This is a genomic window from Planctopirus limnophila DSM 3776 (assembly GCF_000092105.1).
Classification (GTDB): Bacteria; Planctomycetota; Planctomycetia; order Planctomycetales; family Planctomycetaceae; genus Planctopirus; species Planctopirus limnophila.
Genome location: NC_014148.1, coordinates 3,676,413 through 3,700,485 on the forward strand (window position 1 = coordinate 3,676,413; position 24,073 = coordinate 3,700,485).

Sequence of the window (24,073 nt, forward strand, 5' to 3'; positions counted from 1 at the left end):
TTGAAGTTCAATGACTGGACGATCCTTTAAGTGAATCGTCCGTGTGAAACAGACCATTATCAATCAGAGTCTTGACGACCTGGCTCTATCGAGAACCGGGTCATTAGAATTCGGAAGTCAGTTCGCCACCGGATATACTGTTGAGATTTCGGTGAACAGTAAAATCGAGATTCTCAGAGATGAACCGGACACTTCCATCCCCCAGCAGCATATGCACGCCACCGGTATGCATGCTGCGGGGTGCCACTTCTCCATCGCCCCGGTCGAATGCACAGCCCATTCCATTTTGCGGTGCGTTCGTGCAACCATCGACATCGTCAGCAAATGCATCCCGGGCATTGATGCCACTGCAATCGGCCAGGCCAGATGTCCCGACGTCGCAACCGCCAACGAGACTCGCACCAAAGCGGCCCAGAGCCCAGACTCCTCGCGGATCCTGATTATTTACGCCGACACGAATCTCCCAGACCATCGCCGAGTTGCTGGTGCCATCCGTGAATTCACTGAACTTTGAACCTGAGCCAAACCCCATGGCCCCTTTCTTTTGTGACGGCGTGGCTCGATGCTGGATTTGCCATTCGTACATTTCGCGACCGAGATTGGCACCATAATTTGCGCGAGCCCAGGGTCTGCCAGCTGTAGTTGCTGCCCCCGTGTTGTCAAAAGTGTTGTATCGTTCGAGAGGGGCACCATTGAAGGCATCGGAGGGACACAAGTATCCGGAAATGGTAGTGCTGCGAACTGTGGCATTGTTTCCACTGGCAACGCTGAGCGGGGTGTTGATATCGACCAGATTGTAAAGGGGTGCCTGATCGATGTAAGGCAACAGGGAAACCATCCAGTTCGTCCCCAGATGACGATTCTGATCGAGAACTGCAGCAAATCGACTGGGAAGATCCTGAGTGTTGTTCGTTGCCAGCCTGACGATGAGGCCGGGGGGCAAAGTGCCGTGATTGTCGTGATAATTGTGGAGTGCAATGCCCAGCTGTTTGATATTGTTCCGGCATTGTGTGCGGCGAGCCGCTTCACGTGCCTGCTGTACCGCAGGCAACAGCAGTGCCATCAGAATCGCAATGATCGAGATCACCACCAGCAATTCAATCAGCGTGAAACCACTCGAACGTGATCGTGCCTTCAAGGCAGGCAACATTTTGCAGCTCCGAAAACCACACATAAAGACGGCGACGAGCGAGCTCGTACGTGTCAAGGCATCATGAGCATCAGACCAAAGGATGATCAACAGAATTTCTGAAGTCGCTGATCCAGATCACATAAAAACCTTAATTTGACGGCAAACAGCAGCACTCACCGGTGATTTTCCTAAGTATCTCCACCAACAAATAAACAAACAGGCATGAGACGGGAAGAGAACGCGTTACGCCATGTAACGATGAGGTGCTTTTGCGGCTTTGTCGTAGACGCCGAAGTCGTTGAAGAACCAGCGCTTGGCCAGGCGGTAGGCCCAGCTTTTCTCGGGGATGAGCTGCTCGGGTGTGGAAGTTCCCTGAGAGGGAAGTTTTTCCATCGCTTCGAGTTCAGCCAGTGCTGTTTTTCTCGCAGTGCCATCGGGAGCCTGGTGATCTTCGACGAGCCGCTTCAGCAGGTCTGGTCGTTCGAGCACAATGCAACCCCGTGTCGAAGAAGCAGCGAGCTTGCGGAAGTCTTCGAGGAAGACTGATTGCCGGAAGACTTCGCGAATGGGCCGTTCATCGTGGATCGACTCTTTGGCAAACTGCACAATCGGGCAGGGTTCGATGCCTCCCCACGGACTGATATGATGGGAAATGCCTGTGGCAGCCGGGCACAGGGCCCGCCCTTCTCCATCATAGTAGGCATCGACGACTCCAATGGGCTTCGTGGCCCGAATGTTGACGACAAACTGGCGAATTCGCAGTTGCTCCGCTTGAGAGAGTGCCAATTGAGGCTGTGGATTAGGGCCCATGGGCCGGTAAACGTGGAACCAGGTGTAGAGCACACCCATTTCAATCAGGCGGTCAACCCAGGCTTCTGTCAGCAGGTCGTCGATGTTCGTCTTGCAGACACTTGTACAAACTCCCGTGACGAGGCGTTGATTGAGGCAGTTCTGCAGACCCATCATCGTTTTGCTGAGGACATTCGACCGGCCGCGTCGTTCATCGCTGACAATCTCGGTTCCTTCGACACTGATGAGCGGAGTGACATTCCCGATCTGTCGTAATCGGCGGGCGACCTCTGGTGTAATAAAGTGCCCGTTGGTAAAGACCTGAAAGTAGCAATCCGGGTGGCTGGCCAGAATGTCGAGCAGCTGTGGATGCATGAAGGGCTCACCACCCACGATCCCGAAGAAGCTGTTGCCGGCCTTCTTCGCATCATTGATCAACCTGTTGGCGGCTTCGAGGCTGATGGTCTGCTGCTTGGCAGCAACATCGACCCAGCATCCCTGACACCTGAGGTTACAACTGTTGATAATCGAGATGTATAAAAAGGGTGGAAAGCTCTCCCCCTGCTTCAGCCTTTGTTTGAATTTATGCACCGAGAGGGCGCCTTTGACGCCCATATTCCAGGCCAGTTTCCAGGCGAGGCGTTTATCAGTGACGGTTAACAGGCGGGCAGCAAATTCAAGGTACATAAACATGCCTCTCTGGCGATAAGATCTCTGCCAGATGTTTGATCTATCAACGACGATTTTTCAGACTCAACATCGAAAACATCTTACACTGTGGTGGCGAGTCGATGGGTCGGATTCGGGCGTCCGGGCCGAAAACTTTGCGTCTGTCGCAAGGTGACTTGAACTCCGAGTTCATCAGCGACGGCCTGCAAGCTGGCGATCACCAGATCTTGCAGACTCTCGGGGTCTATGGCGACGCGGGCATTCACCACCACTTCCGCCTCCTGGACGGCACATCGCGAAGGGAGGGAGAGTTCAGCCGGGCCGTCACTGCTGGTGAGGTTGGCCACACCAAAGAAACCTTCCCAGAGCCCGATCGCTTTGAGATGGGCAGTTTCCGCCCCCTTTGCTCCCAGCGATGTTTTCAACTTTTCAATGACTCCCAGCAGAAAAGCATCGAGTGCGACTGGCTGTTCGCTGCGAATGGTGAGGCTGGTATTCAGCCAGCCCAGTTCGGCTTCCCCTTCGGCATAGATGTCGTAGTCGATCTCCAGCACCTTTCGGCCAAAGATCCCTTCCTGTTCGAGAAACTCGCAAAAGCCATCGAACCCTTCGCCCGTTTTCGCAGAAACACGCAAAACGGGTGTCCCGGGGACTTTATTCTGAACTAAGGTAACCAGTTCCTGCATCTGCTCGGGAGATAACTCATCGGCGCGATTGATCAGGACGGCATCCGCTTCTTCAAGCTGCTTTTCGAGGATGTATGCAGCCTTGGGTGAGAAGCCGCTCCCTTCACCACGCAGCACTTTCAGACCATGCGAAGGCTTGAGCAAAACAGAATAGGGGGCAATAGAAAATCTGGCGGAATAAAGCTGCTTTAATGGCTGGACCACGGTCGCCACCAGGTCAGTACAACTTCCCACAGGTTCGGCCAGAATGATGGCGGGTGCCCGGGAGTCATCGAGTTGCCCCAGCGTGGCAATCAACTCATTGAAGTGACAGCAGAAGCAGGCTCCTGCGACCTCGCCCACATCAAAGCCTTGCGACCTTAACGAATTGGTGTCCACCAGATCGGTCGCCTGGTCATTCGTCACAATTCCGACGGTATGGCCGGCTGCCATGTATTGCCTGGCCAGACGAGCGAGTGTGGTCGTCTTGCCAGCTCCGAGAAAGCCGCCCACCATAATGAAGCGAATGGTGCGGGATGGGGCTGCCACTGGTTGAGTTAAGCCCTGCCCTGGCAGCTTTTCCGATGACATTTCAAAACTCCGAACTCTGAACTGAACGATTAACGCAGATATGTAAGCTTAAAGACAACTTTTGATTTTAGTGCGATGAGACTTCGAAAGCACCCTGAGATCTACGAATCTCCCGAAGATTGAAGAATCAGAAACATGATTTTTGTCCATCACTTGTCGCCTGTTCAAACTGTCTCATGAAGCCTGAACTCGATGATCAACCCGTAAGTTGGATTACTCGGCCAACAATCCCAAAGACCGCCGATAGCTCTTCCGAATCTGTTCAGCTCCCACAGTTTCCACACCGGCGGCAAAACCATCCACAAGCTGTTGAGCAGCCGCTTCGCCCTGCTCAGGGTTTTCGAGCCACTGAGCAAGGGCTTTCTTTGTGGCGGCAACAAAGACCTCCTGGCCCAAAACGGGCAGGTAGGTGGTGACATCATTCGCCCGTAAGGCCTGAGCGATCGCATCGAAGGCTTCTCCGGCACTGGCCGCGTTTAACCCCGAGATGGGCAATTGGCTCAGATTCGTCAATTGCGATTCCCGAGTCAGAGAGAGTGCTGCCCCAGGGAAGGCTTCGTCGGCGCGAAGGTCAATCAGCAGTTCCAGCAGGCTTGAAAGAGCCCCGAGTGTTTGAGTTTGCGAATGGCGGAACGTCAGGCTCCAGCCATCAAAACCAACGAGTGCCGGACGGTACCCCGCTCCATGTTTGAGCCATGTTTTCCGCAGCGGATCGTAGGCTTCTGCTGTGGCAGGGATGGGAGCGACTCCAATTTCGCCAGTGCTGTTCAATTCCAGTGACGGGGATTCGGCGGCTATCGTGGCTGAAATCCCCGGATGAGCGACCGGCTCATAGCCAATCGCCATGGCGGCCTCACCTTTCAAGACTTTCGCTCGGGCTTCGACAGCGGTGAGTTGTGCCGAGGCGGGATCGAGGAATTCCCAGCGTCTGGCGAGCCTTGAAAAGATGGCATTGGCGACAGGTTGAGAAACTCTCGACGCACCACTTCCGATTTCGAACCAGACGGAATAATCGCCCATGCCGCGGAGTAATGGCACGAGTTGGGCATGGAACCAGGTCGATCGTGTGGCCTCACCCCAGGGCTCGACGATTGGAAGTCCATTCGCCCACGCTTTCTGACTCATGAGTAAATTGTCGTAATCACTCCACGTTTGCGGAACTTTGAGACCGGCTTTTTCCAGAAGATCCCGGCGGTAGTAGAACAGATAGACGGGCTGCGAGATCGGCAACGCAATCAGCCGCTGATTTCTTGTGGCCAACCTTTGCTTGAGGCCGTTGAGAATATCGAGCTTCTGTGGTTCACCTGTCGAATCGACCGGCTCAAACGGGGAGAGCAGATTTTTCTCGTCGAAAGCAGTCAGTTGATCGTTGGCCACAAAAGCGAGTTGCGGGTGAGAAGCGGCCTCCATCGAGCTGTCGGTAAAATTCACTACGGCCCCCGTTTGGGCTTCCCATTCACCAATGAGGACTTCCCAGAAGTCGGCCAACTTCCAGGCGGAGGGGCTGGCAATCTCCAAAGAAACCCCACTGAGCGGTTTACCGACTGGCTCGGATTTTCCCCAGGGGCAACCGGATAAACTCAGGCAGCTGGCACTTACGGCCAGGGATGCACTCTGAAGAAATGCGCGGCGAGTGACGACATGATTCTGCTGGACCGGAAGAGAAACATCGCGGTGTTCATCACAGGAGTTGCCCATGCTGGCATTTACAGAAAGCGAGCCAGTGTTGTTATCCTGCGCGCGGGAATGCATGAACTTCTTCTCCAATTCTCCAAAGGATCGATGTCTCTCGTGTCTCTGGTTCGCTGTGGTCTGTGGCAGGTCACTCATCTCGGCGTCATGTGGTCAATCGCCGCATTCACTTTGCCAAAATCAACTTCGCGTTGAACGTTTGCCAGACATGCTTGCCCAGAGCTGCAAGCATGGCACATCTGATCTCACTTGTACTGCAAAAAGACGCGATGATTGAACCATGAGTTATCTATTCTGGACAAAGAACCTCAAGCCTTGCCAATGAGTTTCATGAATTCGGCTTCATTAATGACTGGCACTCCCAGTGATTGGGCCTTGGTCAGTTTGCTCCCGGCATTCTCACCAGCCACGACGAAGCTGGTCTTCTTCGAGACACTGCTCGCTGCGTGTCCGCCGTGAAGACGAATCAGTTCTTCAATCTCCTCCCGGCCCATGGAGGGCAATGTACCGGTAACCACAAACGTCTTCCCTGATAGTACTCCTTCTGTTGCAGCGATTTGTTTCTGTTCGCTTTCAGTGCCGAGATTCAGCCCCAGATTTTTTAGTTCCTCAATCAGCTTCGAGCCGTACTCGGTGTGGAAGAAATGATGCACCGATTGCGCGATGACTTCGCCCACTTCGGGAGTGGCCGAAAGCTCTTCGATTGTCTGAGCAGATAATCGATCCATCGAACCAAATCGTTCGGCCAGAATTTGTGCAGTCCGCTGCCCGACATGTCGGATATTGAGTGCCGTGAGCAATCGCCAGAGGGGTTGTTGACGAGAAGCTTCCAATCCTGCCAGGAGTGAATCGACCGATTTCTCACCGAGTCTTTCGAGCTCAAGCAGTTCGGCTCGTTTATCAACGAGGCGATAGAGATCGCTGATGCTCTGCACCAAACGACTGGAAACCAGTTGCTCGACCAGCTTTGTTCCCAGGCCTTCAATATCCATCGCCTGGCGGGAAGCGAAGTATCTGAGGGATTCGCGAAAGCGGGCCGGGCAATTGATGTTCGGGCAGCGAATGTAAACGCCCCCTTCATCCTGCTCGACGATTGTGGAACATTCGGGGCAAGTCTCGGGAAATCTATAGGGAGCTGTATTTGTGGGCCGAAGATGTTCCTCCACGCGAACAATGTGGGGAATGATCTTGCCGGCCTTTTCGACAATCACCGTATCGCCCACGCCAAGACCCAACCGCTCAATTTCATCGCGATTGTGCAGACTCGACCGCGAAACGGTGGTCCCTGCAATCTCGACAGGTTCGAGATCGGCGACTGGCGTCAATACGCCTGTTTTCCCGACCTGCACAGTGATGTTAAGGACCTTGGTGGCGGCCTCATAGCGTTCCCACTTATAGGCGACAATCCAGCGCGGGCTTTTGCTGGTCATTCCCAGTTCCGCCCGTAGAGCCAGATTGTTGACTTTGAAGACGAGTCCATCGACTTCAAAATCAAGTGTCGAGAGCGCTTCCATCATGGTTGGAGAGGCAGCAACCGCTGCTTCGAAGGATGGATGGCAGGCCGTCATGGGGACAGTCGGCAATCCCACCTGATAAAAGAGCTCCAGATAATCGGCATGGGTCTTGAATCGAGTGGCCTCCTGCTCGTCGATGGCTCCCAGCGAGTGGGCAAAGAATCGCAGCTGCCTTTGGGCACACAACTTCGGATCGAGCAGTTTGAGTGACCCTGCCGTGGCATTGCGGCTGTTCTTAAAGGGTTCTTCTCCACGCTCCAGTTGATGAGCACGAACTTTGGCGAAATCCTGATTGCCGATATAGGCCTCACCACGAACTTCGAGCAATCGCGGGATATTCGATTCGGCAAAGAGCGATTTTTTCGACGAGCCATCCTCCAGGAACAGCGGCACGCCTTTAATCGTCTTTGCATTATGGGTGACGTCGTCTCCGACACGGCCATCGCCACGCGTGACAGCACGGATGAGTTTGCCCTCCTCATAGATCAACGAGAGAGCGACGCCATCGACTTTGAACTCGGCCAGCCATTCCATGGGGCCTTTCCAGCCAACTTCACTGGCGCGGCGGGAAACCTTCTGGCCAAATTCCAGCAGGCCGGATTCGTCGTAGACGTTATCAATCGAAAGCATGGGAACGGAGTGTGCGACCTGGACAAACCCTTCGATGGGTTCGCCACCCACTTTTTGCGATGGGCTGTCGGCGGTCGTTAACTCGGGAAAGGCGGCTTCTACTTCAAGGAGGCGAGCCATCAGCCGGTCGTATTCGAGATCGCTGATCTCATTCTGGGCCAGCACGTAATACAGCCGGTCGTGCCGGCGGATTTCCTGCCGCAATTTGTCGAGAAGATGTCGGGCCTGATCTGCTGATGTCGGCAATGGTCTGGCCAGGAGTTCTGCGATACTCATCGAGTCCCACATTGCTTCGAGGATTCCTGAATGCTCTCTCGAAGGATCATAGAGGGAACAGAAGCTTGCTCACAAACCTTTGTGAATAACGTCACTTGGGCTGTATGGATAGGAATCCGGTGATGCGGGAAAATTTATCGCTTTTTCTTAGGCTTTTCGTCTTCGTCCAAGTCGTCGAAGAAATCATCTGCAGTCGTTTCGAGGTCATCGGCACTTTCGAGGAACATTTCCTGAGAGTCTGGCTCGACGGCTTCCGTCAGATCTTCTTCATCATCCACAACGGGTTCAAACGACGAGGTGGCTTCGAGATCGTCTTCGATTTCAAGCTCCTCTTCGTCATCGAGTACTTCCGCATCGTCCTCGTCGGCAACTGCTTGCGATTTTTTCCCCGCAGGTGTTTTGGCAGCGGTCTTCTTAGCTGCTGAACGGCCGCCGAAAATCAGAATCCCGACAGGCATCAGGGCGACTGTCCCGGCACAGAGCAGCGAGAGTCCCACGAAAATCTGCGACATCAGCTGGAGATTGGCCGTATGGCTCACAAACGCCATGACCAGCAGATAACAGAGGAATCCACCGGGAATGGCCGCGACGAGCGATGTCAGTGCAAAAGAGACTTTCCCCATCAGATGCTCCTGTTGTCTAATCCCAGCCTGGCCAACCTTGCGGCAGAACTTTCCAAATAGAGCTTAGATTGACAGAGGGAGGTGGAACAAGCCCCTGTTCAATGAGAGGCTGCTCCCCACCAGGACTCTCGGCTGAATGTATCGATTCTGGCACAGTGTTGTCTTATCGCTACGCCAATCGGTGTTGTTTTTTCGCTACAGAGGATGGTGATCTTCTGGGGGTTACCGGGAAAGAACTGGATCCAGCCATAAGCCCCAATCCTGATAGGTTCCGTCTTCTGAGGGTGAGGTGACGAGTTGCAATTGATTGACATCGCTCACATCCACCTGAAAGGAAACGAGCTGATCAGCTTTGACGATTGGGGATTTCCATAATGTCTTGCCATCCCCCCGAATCTCGAAGATCACTGAGCCACCTGAACCCGTCGCCAATCCCACTTTCCCTGCGAGTTGTTTCCATTTTTTGCCGAGAGAGTAGACATGCTCAGCCGGTGCATGGGCATAGATTCCTTTCGCAAAGATTTCTCCCCGGCACTCGAGCAGGATGGAGGCGTTGGGCAAGCGATTGAAGGCGGGTTGCATCCAGCCGACCTTGGCAGAGTCGGCTCGATAACTGGTGAGGCTGGACTCTTTACGCTTGCCGGTTTCTTCCGCGGGTGTTTGAGAGGGTGGCGTCGTGTTGAACAAGACGTTTGCGATGGTCTGAGCATCACGAACCTTCAGCTTTTCTTTCTCCTGCTTGGCGAGCTTCATGTTTCCATTATTGATGGCGGCTAGAAAGGGGCCCAGCACCTGCCGCGTTTGAATGGCCTTTAACTCGGGAACACCAGCCTTTGTTACGAAATACGAGTACTCCATCTCCCCCTGTGCATGCTGACTCGAAGTGGCTCCATTGGCATGCAATGCCACCAAGCGCAGGGTTCCCCACTGGCCGGGAGTTAAGGCTTTGGAACTCAACTTAAAGGCTCCGTCCCGTGTGGGAATGGCTGTCGCCGATGTGGCGTTGTAGTCGCTGTTTCCTTCGGGATCAAAATACGCCACCACACCGTAAACGGGAGGCTCTCCCTGAATGTTTCCTTCGACAGAAATCGAATGATCTTCAGCACGAATCCGCAGGTTTTTCAAAGTCAGATTCGTTTTGAATTGCTGGGGTTCCTGACGACCACAGAAGAGGGGATGTGAGGCCAGGCGAAGAGCATGGGCAAATGTCAGAAAAGAGCCCCGGCCTTCCCCGCGAACTTCTTCAAAGTAGGTGCGATTCCCTGATCCCATCAGGGCAGAGCCGAGGACGGCTTCATCAGGCCGGGCAGTGCAATGGGGTAATCCGAAGGCATGGCCGAGTTCGTGTGCCATACCGCCGATGAAGATCGAGTTGTGCCTGCCTAAGGAAATGCGACCATATTCGCCGTCGCGAAGCATGGGTTCTTTTTTGGTAAGATTCAAAGTGTCGAGTTCGGGAGAGTCGAGTTGCCAGGCTGTCCCGCTGCGATAGGTGCCACCGGCGTAATAAGGTGATTTATGCTCGAAAGTCAGCTTCTGTTCGTCCCACGTGGCGAGATTACAAAAGATGGCAATGGTTTCCTGGGAGGCATTGATCCCGGCTTTTTGAAGTAGGGGCAGACATTCTTTGCGAATCTCGTCCCCTGATTTCTTTTCGTAATCGGCAAAGGGTTTGGCTCCACGCACTTCGTGGATGACGACCTGACCATTCTGGTTAAGCTGCAAGCCGAACGATTTTGGCCCAAAGCCATTCCGCTCCATCTGGGCTGCATAGAAGGCCTGGATGTGCTGAAGCATCCGCGTCATGCGGGCCTGATGGTCTGCTGGAAACTCCCGATCTTTGGGCGTGAAGCAGACAATGTGGAGATATCGCTCGATCGGTTGTGTATTGGCCTTCTGCCATGGTTCAAGAATCGCACTTGCTGCGGCGGCCTGCTGGGGAATTTCGGCGATGTCGGCAGCGACGAGAGGGGTGGCCAACCCATGGCCGGCCAAGAAAGTCAGGGCCGAGATCACCCACCCGGCAAAACATCGAATAGAGGTCATGAAGTCAGCGTTCGGCGAGATGCCAGAGGAGAAGAGAGTGGCGTTTTGCACGTTCAGGGGCCTGTTTTAGAACCACGGGAGCGAATCATCTGGGGAAAAGTCATGCAGGACTCAGAGTGGAATCATTGGCGGATAAGTGGCCGTCGCTTTGCTCTGCGGAATGACGCTCTCCAGTTTTCCAGTCAACTCAACTGTTTGCATGCACAATGAGTGTGACAAATAAAACCGTCGGGAGCAATTCTGGGAGCGGTCGTCTGAGTGAATAGCGTACGGAAGAAAATCAACGAATAGCGTTTGAATCGAGAGCCGTGCATGGAGGCGTTGTCGGCCATCGTTGCACCATCAGCGTGGTCGTGGGTGGGAAATAATCGGGTGAATCGGAAGCTAGCTATCTGACAGAATCTTCACGTCTATTCTGGATTGCTGAGTCTCGATTTCAGCACAGGGGAGGATTACGCTCGGATGGCGCCCGCAGTCGTGACTCATTTTTTTGAAGGGCCATCATGCCGAAGACGACGCTGTTCGACGAACTGGTTCCGCATTTGAAGAAGAAGACTGGGTCAGTGACCCGGATCTACTTCAGACGCGGCAAGGTGCGACCGGGCGACAAGGTCGCTATCAAGAGAAAAGATGTATCCACTGGTGACATCGCTTTTGAGTGGACGGGAGATGTCGAGAAGTGGAAGGGGAAGTTTGTTCTGGTGAAATTGTATTGTAAGGTGGGTTACAAACCACCCACCAGGACGAAGTCGAGTGTTCCGGTCGTCGATGAGGATGTCGTCGAAGTGGTGGTCACGGTGACTGCAGGCACCGAACCGGTCGATGAAGAAACTATTGTCGTCCCTCTGAGTGACGAGGGATAGCCGCCGTTCGTACAAGGCAGGCCGCCGGAGATTAAGCGGGAAGAGCCTTGGGGCGAGGTCGAAGGGGTCAGTGGGACGGGTGGATCATAAAGCACACTTCATACACTTTTCATGAGCGACGGGGGATGGTGCGGGGCCCTCACAGCCCGTACACTCTGGTCGCGCTCGGCGAAACCACCTTTTCTCAAGGGCCAGATATGCCACTCTTTGAAAATCTAAAGCCACTTCTCAAGGGCTATGAAGGCGCAATTACACGTATCATCATTCCGGTGAACAGCGGCTTCGTGGTCAATCAGAAATTCAGGATAGACGCCACAGACAGCTCTGGGAGAGTCTTTCGATGGAGAGGGGTGGTTAAAGCCGTTGTCCAAAAGCCAAACTTGCTTAAACTTCGATTGAAATGCAAGAAGGGCGTGCCACGGCCATCCGACTCGCTAACACTTGCCTCCGCGACAGTGAGACCAGCAATCACGGATGAGGATGTCATCGATCTCACCTTGACGGTTACGATTGAAAACAACGACCCCATTGATGACGTCCTCATCAACGCCATTCTGACTCTCGAAGAACCGGAGTATCCCTTGGATCCGGACGACCTATAACCACCGTCTCAAGAAAAGGGGGGCCGCTGTTTGGTATATTTCAGCCATTGAACCTTGTGCTACTTCGCCCGGCTCGTCTCACTGCGGTCAATGTCATTGCTAGCGATTTTGCCCCACTCCGCCACACGCTTTTCCAGCGTCTGGCGGACTTTGGGGGAGCGGAGGCTTTCGGGTTCCATCGCGGCTTCTTTGGCGAGAGCAGCGGTGGCCTCTTTGAGCGCTGCGATTGCCTCCTGGGGGCGGTTGGTGGCGTGATAGACTTCGGCCCTCTCGACCCACATTTTATGCAGGTTGTCGTAAGTACTGCCGGAGGCTTTGTCGGCGGGGACGGAGCGGAGGATGGCCTCTGATCGCTCGAGTGCCGCTAAAGCCTCAGGAAACTCGGATTTGAGCCGGTAGATCTTGCCGCGGGTTTTCCACGCGCTGGCCAGGTTACCCTTGAATCCCACACTCGATGGACTACCGTTGCTCAGTTGTTCGTAGTGCTCCAAAGCCTCGGCGAGTTGTTGAAGCTGCTCGTCTGTCACGGTGCCGGATTGAGCAGAACCATCGGCATTCCAATGAAGAAGTCGGGCGTAGGGATAAGCGATTGCCGCATGACTTTTGTCGATCTTCATCCAGGACTTAACAGTGATAATCGACTGAGCGTAGACTTCGCGGGCTTCAGCCGGTCGGCCGAGTTCGTCGAGGAGCCAACCGTGCCAAGCCATCGCCAGTGCCGCAACGGAGCGGTCGGTATAGACCCCTGCCGGTGGTTGGCAAAAAGTCAGAAACTCGGCGACACTCCGGCGGGCGAAGTCCTCCGCGCGGACATTGTCGTCCAGTTCGATCCATAAGCCGATCCTGCCGAATTGTACATTGGCGGCACATTTGCGAGGGGAGAGGTCAGTGGGGTTGGCCAAGATCAGCGGTGATATCCATTGATCGGCCTCATCGTAGTCAAGTGCCGCCGCACGGAGCTGACCTACGGCTCTCTTGAAGTTGCCGAGATCACGATAGGTTTCGCAGACGAGCATGCGAGCCATACGTGGGTCGGTCGCGCGTGGAAAATTCCGCAATTGAAGGTCAAGCGACTGCTGCATCCGCTCGATAGCCGCTTTCCGTTGGCCAATCCGCATGATTTGGTTCGCTGAATAGCGAGCCGACTTAGCGTAAAGCTCGGCGATCCGCTGATCATTGGGATGCGCCTCTGACAGAAGTGCGAGGGCTTCAAAAGACTGAGTCATGAGTTTTGCGCGATAAGCATCTGTGTCGGGAACCTTCGCAAGTGTTACTTCCGCCTCATTGAGCAGCCCCACCGACAGGTCGGTGAGCATGATGCGGTCTTTTTCGACGCGGTCGCGCTGTTTCGAGATCTCGTTGTTCTTCGCGGTAAGGATGGTGTTCTGGCGGGTGACGAGGACTCCGATAATGAGTGTGGCAACCAGGGTGGCCGTGAGCACGCCGGCTGTGGTGGTGGCCAGGGTTTGATGGCGGCGGATCCAGCGGAAGGCCCGCTGCCTCAGGGGTTCGCGGTAGACAGCGACGGGTTCGTCGTTGAGGAAAAGTTCAAGGTTTTCCGCCAATTCCAGTGCAGATTGATAGCGGTTCGCCTGCACGGGGGACATCGCCTTGAGGCAGATGGCCTCCAATGCCGGGGGGGCTTGAGGCGCGAGTTCGCGGGGAGGCACATAGCGGCATTGGCGGACGGCTTCGACCAGTTCCTCCCTGGCGATCCGTTCATAGGGGGCCTGGCCAGTGAGAATCGAGTAGAGCGTCGCCCCCAGGCAAAAGACATCCGACGTCGGCCCGAGGGCATCGATTTCACCGCGAGCCTGTTCGGGACTCATGAAGGCCAGAGTGCCGATGACGCTGCCATCCTGGGTGGCCGACGAACCTTCGCCGGAAAGGGGGGTGACAGTGGGTTCCTCGGCCTGTTCGTGGGTCCCTTTCTTGCCGATCGTCTTGGCGATGCCCCAATCGACGACGAGCGTTTCGCCGTACTTGCCGAGCATGATGTTGCCGGGCTTCAAGTCGCGATGGAGGACACCCCGGCTGTGCGAGTATTCGATCGCGTTGCAGACATCGATGAGCCGGCGGAGGAGTTTGTTGAGGGTCAGCCGCCGCTCATCGGGGGAGAGGGCGTGCGAGTTGGCACCGTGCAGGCGGTCGATGGCCTCCTTGAGGCTGTCGCCGCGAATGAAACGCATGACGTAGAAGGGGGAACCGGCTTCGGTAGAGCCGAGGCTGTAGACGGGGACGATGCCGGGATGTTCAAGGCAGCCAGTGACTTTGCCCTCGAGGAGAAACCTCGCCCGGCTGTTGGGGTCACCTCGAAAACGAGGCTGCAGTTCTTTCAAGGCGACCTCGCGTTGAAACTCGCAATCTTCCGCCAACGAGACCTGTCCCAGCCCTCCCTTAGCATGCAGTTTCAGGATACGGAAGCGGGGTTTGCCCGACTTGGCGGGCTTGCTCGCCGCTTCGCCACTCTGTGGTACGCCACTCCTGGATTCGCGCGCCTCAAGCTCGCGTGCCGGCAATTCCTCCGGCTGTTGGTTATCGAGCGGTGATTCGATGAGGATGGTGGGGAGCTTGGCCCAAGGCATCCCGGCGGAGGCATCGGACGAGGGAACTGGTGACGAAGCCTCCCGCGAAGGAGTTCCGGGAGTGGCCATGCGGGTTTTCACGAGCTGGCTGATCGAAGCCTGGAGATCCGGGTCGACCAGATCCTTGACCGACTCGACCATATCATCGACAGAACTGAGCGAAGCAAGACTCTGGGCCGCGGATCCGCCATGGAGTTCAATGTGTTTGGCGACGATCGATTTAATGAAGTCGCACGTCTCGGCCGAGATGGACTGCTGCCGGAGGAGCAGGTCTTCAAGCGGCAGCTCTTTTTGATGGATCCAAGCCTGCATGGCCGCGATCAATTGGGCGGGGGTGACGGAATTGAGCTGAAGCGCCATGACACCGGCGATAAGATTGCGATCGGTCAGTCTGGATTCCATCGGCTCGTTTTCCCGCAATGATGATCCACTACGCCCTGATGTGGGCGTGATTCATAGCGAAGAGTGTAGGCAAGAGTAACTCTTCAAGGCTACGGAAAAACGACAAAAGAGGCACCTGACGGATCAGCTGCCTCTTACATTTGGCAGCAGTCGGGCTGCAGGTTAGGCCAGTTGCTTTTTGCGGCTTACCAGGGTTCGAATTCGTTCTGCAAGCAGCGTGGCATCGAATGGCTTACGAATTGTTTCGCTGAAGAGTGAGCGGTCGATACCACTCGCAGTGTCTTCATCGGTCAGTAATGCCGCCAGTACTGTATCGGCAAATGGCCCAAAGAACGCCAAGCCAACAAATGATTACCCGTCTCTCTTTTATAGGTCTCTTTATAATATGAAACTCTATTTCACCACACAATAACAAGACCGTAGGGAAGAGATTAGGTTTTGCTTCGATGAGTGCCAGCTTACGAATATTTATGTGTGCAGCCAGAGCGCTCAACGTCTGGATGAGGGGCAAATCTGCCCGGGCAGAAGTCGATGTCGTGCCAAGGATGCGCTGGCATTACCACCAAACGTGATGATGCCAGCGCAGTGCTGTTGTTTCGAAACCAGCGAATTAGAAGCTGCCGCCGCCCAAAGCCTGATAGGCAGTAATGGCTGCTGCCAGTTGTTGCTGCTTGGTTTCAATCAAGACCATGCGGGCTTCCATCATATCGCGCTGTGCCAGCAAGACTTCGACATATTCGGCCCGGGCATTCTGAAAGAGTTTGGTCGCACTATCGACCGACGCTTCGAGAGCAGCCAGCTGTTGCTTCTTGATTTCGATACTGGCCTGATAGTTCTCGACTTTGGATAGTCGATTCACGATCTCGGTATAAGCATTCAGGATGACCTGCTGGTAGTTGTAGACACACTGCAACTGCTGGGCGTTCGCCGTCAGATAGTCAGCCTGAATGGCGCTTCTGTTAATAACAGGTGCTACCAGATCACCCGCGACGTTGTAAATGAGCGAATCGGGCGTCGAGAACAAATACTTGGCATTAAATGCATTATAGCCAACACCAGCATTCACAATGAGCGAAGGATAGAATCTGGCGCGGGCGACTTTTACATCCAACCCGGCTGCCGAGAGCTCTTTTTCTGCCTGCCGCACATCGGGTCGATTCTGCATTATTTGACCGGGAAGGCCGGCACAAAGAGGCTGCAGATTCAGATCCAGAAAGCTGGATGTGGAACGCATGACTGGCTGCGGATATCGACCGAGAAGAAAATTGATCCGGTTCTCGGCTTCCACGATCTGTTGCAGAATGATCAGTTTTTCACTTTGATTTTTGCGAACTTCCGCCTGGAATCGCTGGACAGCCAATTCGGTATCGCGACCAGCCGCTTTTCTCGCTTTGGCCAGTTCCAGACTTTGCTCCTGAATCTCGATCGTTTTATCAAGGATCTGCATCTGGTTATCGAGAGACATCAGTTCGTAGTATTTTTCGGCTACTTCGGAAACCAGTCTGGTCACCATATAGGCCTGACCATCGCAAGTGCCTAAATATCGAAGTGTAGCGGCATCGCGGGCATTGCGAAGTTTTCGCCAGATGTCGATTTCCCACGAGATATTCGCGGCGACCAGAAAGTTAGGTAGTGGTTCTGGAAAGGCAACGCCGGGCTTGACATCCAGTTGGCTTTCGACGGCTCCTTCACGAGTAAAGAGACCTGGTTTATCAACTCCCGCCCCTGCCCCTAACGTAAAGAATGGCAGAATCGCACCACGCCTGGCGCTGACTTCGTTATAAGCAATCTGAATATCCTGATTCAGGATTCTCAGCTCCTGGTTCCCGACCATCGCCTCTTCAATGAGGCATAAGAGATTAGGATCGTCGAAGAAATCTCGCCAACTGATGAGTGCCGAGTTTTCATAGGTATCAGCAGCCATTTCGAGGCGAGTATAGCCGACCTGCTCAATATCGGAAGCTTCATTCAATGTGGCTGTGCCTGCCTCTTCCGGGCTGGGCGGAACGACCGGAACATCAGGGACACTCCGCTTAAACCAACTGAAGCTGGATGGCATGGAGGGGCCCTGTAACGGGCCTTCCAGTTCCGGAATGCGGCACGACGGGGCACTCAGCGCCAGGCCGGCGATCAATGTCGGCAGAAGAGTACGTGCTCGACTCTTAGCTTTCGACGGTCTCACTAAGTGGTTCAAAATGTTCCTCCCTGATCAATGAACGCCCATCCGCCATCTTGGCGAAGATATAGTAGAGACCTGGGATCACCAGAACTCCGATCACTGTCCCGACCAGCATTCCGCCGACGGCAGTGGTTCCAATCGTACGATTTCCAATGGCTCCCGGCCCGGTGGCCCTGACCAGCGGAATCAAACCGGCAATAAAGGCAAATGAAGTCATCAGAATCGGCCGGAAACGGACTTTACCGGCTTCAATGGCTGCATCCCGAATACTCATCCCCGCCTGCCGGAGCTGGATCGCAAACTCGATAATCAGAATCGCGTTCTTTCCTAACAGACCAACCAGCATCACCAGCCCGATCTGGGCAAAGACATCGTTCGACAACCCCATGGCCTGAAGTGCAAAGAACGAACCAAAAATTCCGACAGGTAGCGAAATAATAACGGCTAGTGGGAGAATGAAACTCTCATACTGGCCAACCAGCACCATATAAACGAACACCACCACAATCAGAAAAATATAGACTGCCAGATTTCCTTTATTGGCTTCGTCGTAAGACAATCCCTGCCAATCGATGTCGTAATCTTTAGGCAAGGTTGCTTTAGCGACTTCCTGAATCGCCTGAATGGCTTCACCACTGCTGTAACCGGGTGCAGGAGCCCCCTGGATAGCTGCTGTGGGATACAGGTTATATCGGTTGATTTCATTCAAGCCCTGCTTTTTCTGAATGCGCATAAAGGCCGAATAGGGAACCATCTCTCCTTTATCGTTCTTGACGAACATGTTGTTCAGATCTTCGGGGAATCGCCGAAACTCGGGAGCCGACTGGACATAGACTTTGTAGAACTGGCCAAAGCGGACAAAGCCCTGCTCCCAGGTACTGCCCACGACAATCGAGAGGTTTTCGAGGGCGTCGGCGATGGAGACCCCTTTCTGCATAGCGACGTCGTTATCAATCACAATCTCGTACTGCGGGTAGTTGTCTGCAAAAAATGTAAAGAGTCTTTTTAACTCTTTTCTTTTCGATAATGCTTCCATGAACTTCTGGGTTTCTACACCCAGTCGCTTGTAGTTCCCCGTATTTGACTTATCGAGCAGATTCAAAGAGAAACCACCGGCTGCACCGAAGCCTGGGACTGCGGGAGGTTCAAAGAATTCCAGCTTGACGTTCGCAATCGATTTCGTTTTCTTCTCGAGTTCTTCAATGATCTGCTTGGAAGTCAGCTTCCGATCTTCCCAGGGCTTCAGGTTGATAATACATGTCCCGGCATTCGAGCCGCGGCCTTCCGTCAGCACTTCGTAGCCTGCCAGAGACGAAACGGAACTGATCTCGTCAAACTCTTTACAGACCTTCTGCAGTTCATGGGATTTGGAGTTGGTATATTCGAGGGTCGAACCAGGCGGCGTCTGGATAATTCCATAAATAATCCCCTGATCTTCCAGCGGAATAAAACCTGAGGGAAGAATCGTATTCACGAAGAAGATGCCCGCTCCAAAGCCTGCAATGACGAGCATAGTGAGCATGCGGAGGGTGACCACACCTTTGAGAATGACGACATAGCCTCCCGTGATTCTTTCAATGAAGGCATTGAAGATTTCCAGCAGAATGGCAATAGGGCCGCGCCATCTCTTCTTATGACCGTGATTCATCGGTTTAAGAATCATCGCACAGAGTACGGGCGTCAGAGTTAAAGCGACGACACCAGAAAGGACAATCGACATCGCCATGGTCAGTGCAAACTGACGATAGAAGACACCGACGGGGCCCGTCATAAAGGTGACGGGGATAAAGACCGCAGTCATCACGAGAGTGATTGCGATAATCGCTCCGCCAATCTCATGAATCACTTCTTTCGTCGCGTTGTATGGTGAGAGATGCTTTTCATGCATCTTGGCGTGGACCGCTTCGACAACCACAATTGCATCGTCCACAACCACACCGATGGCCAGAACCAGGGCGAAGAGAGTGATCAGGTTCACAGACATGCCGAACATCAGCATGAAGAAGAATGTCCCGATGAGTGAGACGGGGACAGCCAGCGTGGGAATGAGCGTACTGCGGAAATCTCCCAGGAAGAGAAAGACCACCAGCGACACGAGCACAAACGCCTCGAAAAGTGTGTGCACCACCTTCTCGATGGAGGCTTCCAGGAAGCTCGAAACGTCGTAGCTGACTTCGTAGTCCATGCCCGGAGGGAATGGGAGGTTGTGCTTCATTTCATGCAGATGCTCTTTCACCGCTTCGATGACTTGCGTGGCGTTCGAGCCGGGAGTCTGCTTCAAGACAATAGCTGCTGAAGGATAGCCATCTTTATCGGAGTAGAGGTCGTAGAAGGACGACGCCAGTTCGACTTTGGCGACATCTTTCAATCTAAGGATCTGGCCATCTTCATTGGCCCGCAGAATAATGTTTTCGTACTGTTCGGGCTTGGTATAACGACCTACCCAGGTCAGCACATATTCAATCGTCTGCGAGGTCTTTCCTGTGGCCTGACCTAAACGACCTGGCGAACCGATCATACTCTGTTCGGCAATAGCCTTCATGACATCTGTGGCGGCGATGTCGTAAGCCCGCATACGGTCAAGGTTCAATTCGACACGCATCGCGTAAGCACGGTTGCCGAGAATATTGGCTGTGCCGACCCCGCGAATGCGCTTGAGTTCAGGAAGCACATTGGCTGTGACATAATTATAGAGATAATTCTGGTCATCACTTTTTTCAATACTGTAAACGTTCACATACATCAGCATGCTGGACATGTTCTGCAGTACGATAATGCCTTCGCGATCAACAATCGGCGGGACGCGGCTTCTCACGCTCTGTACGCGATTGTTGACGTTGAGAACCGCCACGTTGGGGTCGGTGCCGGGCTCAAAGACAATGGTGATGGTGGCTTCACCGGCACTGGTCGCAGCCGATGTCATGTACCGCATATCCTGAACGCCATTGATGGCCTGTTCAAGGATCACGAGGACTGAATCGACCAGCACTTCGGCGCTGGCACCGGGATAGGAGACCGCGACGACCACGCTGGGTGGTGCGACGGAAGGAAACTGGGAGATGGGCAAAGCCTTAATGGCCAGCCCCCCCATAAAGAGAATCAATAACGAAATAACTATTGCCAGTGCAGGCCTGTGTAGAAATTTAGCGAACATGCTGGTGTGCCCCTATTCGGCTTTGTTCTTGAGATGACCGAGAACCTCTACGGGGTCGATGTACTCGAACTCGACCTCGTCACCATCTCGAACCTGCCGCACACCTTCGAGAACGATCTTTTCACCCGCCTTTAGACCACTCCTGATAATAAAGATATCATCCATTTCATTACGTATTTCGATCTCCCGCTGACGCACGATGCCCTTGAGCGTGTTCGCGTGATGCTCGGCATGGTGTTCGGGAGAGAGTTTCTTCAAATGATCATCATGATGCTTGTCATCGTGCGGTTTCTTTTCGTGTGGCAATGGTGGCCGCTTGGGAGCGGGTTTAGCTGAGGGCTTTTTGTCCTTTTTTTCATCGTCGTCGTCGTCTTCCGTGTGAGCCTGGGCATGGTGCGAATCGGCCATTTCAGATTCGTCTTTACCTTCACCATCACCTTCGGGCACAGGTTCGACAACATAAACGAACCGCTTAGCCAGAATTTCAAAGGTGGCCCGCTGCGGGATAACGACGGCATCTTTCAATGTTTTATGCAGCAGGATGGTTCCGGTCTGACCATGCCTTAACAGTTGTTCCGGATTGGGAAAGTCGGCACGGAAGGCAATATTGCCTGTCGTGTTATTGAAGTCAGCCTCAATCGCCGTGATCTTTCCGGGGAGTGGAAACGTGGTGTGATTGGCCAGCACGAGTTCCACTTTGACATCGGCCTGTCCGTCTTTGACCTCTTGCTGATAGGCCAGATACCTGGCTTCGGGGACATTGAAGTAGGCCCACATGACATTGTTATCAGAGAGTGTCGTGAGAATATCCCCTTCGGCAACAAGGCTGCCTTGCTGCTGGCGAAGGCGATCAATAATCCCGTCAAAAGGAGCTTTAACTTCGGTGAAATTCAGCTCGGCTTGAGCCAGTTTCACTTTGGCATTGGCTTTAGCAAGTTTGGCCTGTGCCAGAGCCACTTCCTGCTCGGAAACGACCTTTTGCTCAAATAGTTTCTTCGTATTTTTATATTCGATCTCTACGAGTTGTGCTTCGGCGATATCGGACTCGAGGCGGGCTTGATAGAGGGTTGCCAGGACACGAAAGAGGATGTCACCTTTTTTAACAAACTGGCCTTCCTTGATTTTGATTTCTTCGAGGTAGCCACTTTCGAGGGCACGCAGTTCAATATGGCGGCAGGAATGAATCTGGCTGACATACTGCTCGGTGATCTGCATGTCTTTGGCGATAGCACTGGTGACTTTCACCAGATGATGCTCGGCGTGATGTTCTTCGAGACGCTTTGCACAGCCGGCAATAGTGACAATCAAAGCTGCAGCGAATGCGAGAGGGCACCAGGATCGCCAAGTTCGCGAACATGCCGGTGAGCAGTGTCGCTTTAGTTGATGAAATCTTGACTGCATCTTGATGGCCTTCAGGCAATTCGACTGCCTGACTTCAGGCAAACAGAACGATCGACATTTGAAAATTGAGGCATGCCCATGGAATGGATGCCTTCCCATCAGAATCGATTTAAGTAATTCCAAACGCATAGTCGCCTTACAGAAGAAATTCGGCATATTGAAGACTTCCTGCATACCCTATTCTCAAATTGTAAGGATTGGCGAAGCCCCGCTATTTACCCAATGTTCAGAGCAACAAGGTCTTCGGGGCCTGGGTATGATGAAAAAAACCAAGAGTCGTTCGTAAGTTTTCCAGTTCTCAAGTCACGATTCAAAGAGCGAACAAAAACTCCGCCAATCAACAGAGAGGCATGATTCCAAACCATGCTTCCGATCTTGGTTCTGATCTGAGAGCCGGTTCGTTTGGGAAAACTCCCTGTCGCACAGAGAAGGTTTGCTCACCTATCTGAATTGAGATTATCCCATTCGGGAACCTGTCGGCGAGCCGATACGAGAACCTCACGCTATTGTCAGGGAACTCTGCCAAGATCGGGCTTGCCATCAAAGGCCTGCGTGCTCTGCGAGCCATGAGCCTTCCGAGTGAATTGTGCCTGTTTTTCCAGCGTTTAAAGGTCGCTGAGAGAGTAGAGACCATGCGGCTAGTGACGATGATCAACGACCTGCAATCAGTTCAGAAAGCTGCGGTAGTTATCAAACTCTTAAGCTTGATTGTGCCAGCAGATGAGTGAGGAGGATGATCACTCGATGATTGGCGGATGACGGAATGAATGTGAGGAGAGTATCGAAGCGAGTGCCTTGCGAAAAAACCTCACCCTGCTTTCTCCCAGGAAGATGCGGGCGAGGGTTTTAGAGAGAGCTATTTGATCAAGCAGGAAACGGAGTTCACCACGAAGTTCGCGAAGAGCACGAAGGTTCGAGTCAGGACGGCAGGCTGATCATCTTGGAGAACTTCGCGACTTCGCGAGAGAATGAATTGAAATTCGGAGATCTCTCGCGAAGTTCGCGAAGGCTGAGAAAGGGGAAGAGTTGGTGCATTTCGCTGGCGCTGCATGGCACCCTACGGTTGGAAGTACGTAGAAGACCTGGGCAAGGAAATTGAGGTCAGCGAGAGATGAGTTATTGATAGGTACAAAAACGAAAAGAGGCACCCAAAAGAATCGGGTGCCTCTTGAAGTTGGCTGCGGCATGGGCATTTGGATGTTGTGGACTTTCCGTTCCGTCGTGGCAAGTCATACCTTGAACAGCGTAGAGGCGTAGGGGCCTATGATCGCGTTCAAGAACCTGCCATGACAGAATGAACTTCCAACTAGGCCAGTTGCTTTTTGCGGCCTACCAGGGTTCGAATTCGTTCTGCAAGCAGCGCGGCATCGAATGGCTTACGGAATGTTTCGCTGAAGAGTGAGCGGTCGATACCACTCGCTGTGTCTTCATCGGTCAGCAATGCCACCAGAACTGCGTCGGCATATTCGCCGTTTTTACGCAGATTCTGGGCAATCAGCATTGCTTCATGCCGTCCCATACTGAAGTCGATGACTACCGCATCTGGATGCAGCGATTCTGCCTGAATGCCTGCTTCGAACCCGCTGGCTGCTGCTTCGATTTTGAAGTCTTCGATAGGCATCAGTTCAGTCAGGTTGTGGCGGACCTGGGAATCGAGACCCACGAGGAGCAGTTTGCCCATCGCTTCGTCTTCGAGTTCACCCAGAGGCATGCCGTGCTCCTTGAGGAAGCGGATTAAATGCTCCCTGGGAATGCGGCGATCCTGCGATCCGGGAATGCGGTAGCCGCGCAGACGCCCTGAATCAAACCATTTGGAGACGGTTCGAGGGGCAACTTTGCAGATCTTGGCGACCTGGCCAGTCGTAAAGATCGTTCTCATCGCGGGCACTCCAATCACCTATTATTGTTCACACACAGAAGGGTGTCGCGACCCTCCGGATCTTGACCCTCGCACGACGAATGTGGCTTTCATGGCCGCAACCAAAATTGCTGTCAGAGAAAATCTCTGTCAGCTTTCCACCTCTTGAGAAACAGTGCTGGGACTCCCGAAGAAGGCTCAACCAGTTTCCCAAATGTCGAACGTTGGAAAATCGAATCCGACCCGATCCTTAGTTTCGAATTCGAGTGAGGGGCGGGACGTAACCAAACTGGCAGAGCGTCCCTGCTCTGTGCATGAATCAAATTGCCCGCTTGTATCCTGCCCCCCTGGCAGTCGGTTTACCGGCGTTTCCGCCACAACACGATTTCCCGTCCGAAGGCG

The 24,073-nt window shown here is 53.6% G+C and carries 15 protein-coding genes; 2 read left to right on the top strand and 13 right to left on the bottom strand.

Annotated features, from left to right (window positions below; genetic code table 11):
• Nucleotides 1-103: 103 nt before the first annotated feature.
• From PLIM_RS14585 to PLIM_RS14615, 7 genes are all read right to left on the bottom strand, one after another.
• A complete protein-coding gene (locus tag PLIM_RS14585; RefSeq protein WP_013111093.1) occupies nt 104-1,150 on the bottom strand; it encodes a DUF1559 domain-containing protein in 1,047 nt (348 codons plus the stop codon).
• A 225-nt stretch (nt 1,151-1,375) separates the two neighbouring features.
• Nucleotides 1,376-2,608: a radical SAM/SPASM domain-containing protein gene (locus PLIM_RS14590; protein WP_013111094.1), complete on the bottom strand. Its 1,233-nt coding sequence runs from the start codon at nt 2,606-2,608 to the stop codon at nt 1,376-1,378.
• Between the two features lie 83 nt (nt 2,609-2,691).
• Entirely contained in the window at nt 2,692-3,846 is a 1,155-nt protein-coding gene (locus PLIM_RS14595) for a GTP-binding protein (protein WP_013111095.1), read from the bottom strand.
• Between the two features lie 213 nt (nt 3,847-4,059).
• Nucleotides 4,060-5,598: an ABC transporter substrate-binding protein gene (locus PLIM_RS14600; protein ID WP_013111096.1), complete on the bottom strand. Its 1,539-nt coding sequence runs from the start codon at nt 5,596-5,598 to the stop codon at nt 4,060-4,062.
• A 248-nt stretch (nt 5,599-5,846) separates the two neighbouring features.
• The gene (gene ligA, locus PLIM_RS14605; RefSeq protein ID WP_013111097.1) at nt 5,847-7,970 is read right to left on the bottom strand and encodes an NAD-dependent DNA ligase LigA; all 2,124 of its coding nucleotides are present in this window, start codon (nt 7,968-7,970) and stop codon (nt 5,847-5,849) included.
• A 122-nt stretch (nt 7,971-8,092) separates the two neighbouring features.
• Complete coding sequence (locus PLIM_RS14610; RefSeq protein ID WP_013111098.1) at nt 8,093-8,581, bottom strand: hypothetical protein; 489 nt, start codon at nt 8,579-8,581, stop codon at nt 8,093-8,095.
• A gap of 222 nt (nt 8,582-8,803) precedes the next feature.
• Nucleotides 8,804-10,627, bottom strand: a complete 1,824-nt coding sequence (locus PLIM_RS14615; protein ID WP_148227128.1) for an NPCBM/NEW2 domain-containing protein — start codon at nt 10,625-10,627, stop codon at nt 8,804-8,806.
• Between the two features lie 503 nt (nt 10,628-11,130).
• On the opposite strand from PLIM_RS14615, the gene PLIM_RS14620 reads away from it, so the two are divergent.
• A complete protein-coding gene (locus PLIM_RS14620; protein ID WP_013111100.1) occupies nt 11,131-11,490 on the top strand; it encodes a hypothetical protein in 360 nt (119 codons plus the stop codon).
• A gap of 197 nt (nt 11,491-11,687) precedes the next feature.
• Complete coding sequence (locus PLIM_RS14625; protein WP_148227129.1) at nt 11,688-12,092, top strand: hypothetical protein; 405 nt, start codon at nt 11,688-11,690, stop codon at nt 12,090-12,092.
• Nucleotides 12,093-12,151: 59 nt separating this feature from the next.
• On the opposite strand, the gene PLIM_RS23030 is transcribed toward PLIM_RS14625, so the two are convergent.
• The 6 genes from PLIM_RS23030 to PLIM_RS14665 all read right to left on the bottom strand — a co-directional run bounded on the left by PLIM_RS23030 (nt 12,152) and on the right by PLIM_RS14665 (nt 23,692).
• Entirely contained in the window at nt 12,152-15,079 is a 2,928-nt protein-coding gene (locus tag PLIM_RS23030) for a serine/threonine-protein kinase (RefSeq protein WP_013111102.1), read from the bottom strand.
• Nucleotides 15,080-15,241: 162 nt separating this feature from the next.
• Nucleotides 15,242-15,418 carry a hypothetical protein gene (locus tag PLIM_RS24435; protein ID WP_155523250.1) on the bottom strand — a complete coding sequence of 59 codons (177 nt, stop codon included), beginning with the start codon at nt 15,416-15,418 and terminating at the stop codon, nt 15,242-15,244.
• A 271-nt stretch (nt 15,419-15,689) separates the two neighbouring features.
• Nucleotides 15,690-17,273, bottom strand: a complete 1,584-nt coding sequence (locus PLIM_RS14640; protein WP_013111103.1) for a TolC family protein — start codon at nt 17,271-17,273, stop codon at nt 15,690-15,692.
• A complete protein-coding gene (locus tag PLIM_RS14645; protein WP_013111104.1) occupies nt 17,242-20,412 on the bottom strand; it encodes an efflux RND transporter permease subunit in 3,171 nt (1,056 codons plus the stop codon). Before PLIM_RS14645 ends, PLIM_RS14640 begins: the two co-directional genes overlap by 32 nt.
• A gap of 12 nt (nt 20,413-20,424) precedes the next feature.
• Entirely contained in the window at nt 20,425-21,813 is a 1,389-nt protein-coding gene (locus PLIM_RS14650; protein WP_081440352.1) for an efflux RND transporter periplasmic adaptor subunit, read from the bottom strand.
• Between the two features lie 1,306 nt (nt 21,814-23,119).
• A complete protein-coding gene (locus PLIM_RS14665) occupies nt 23,120-23,692 on the bottom strand; it encodes a helix-turn-helix domain-containing protein (RefSeq protein WP_013111107.1) in 573 nt (190 codons plus the stop codon).
• Nucleotides 23,693-24,073: the final 381 nt, after the last annotated feature.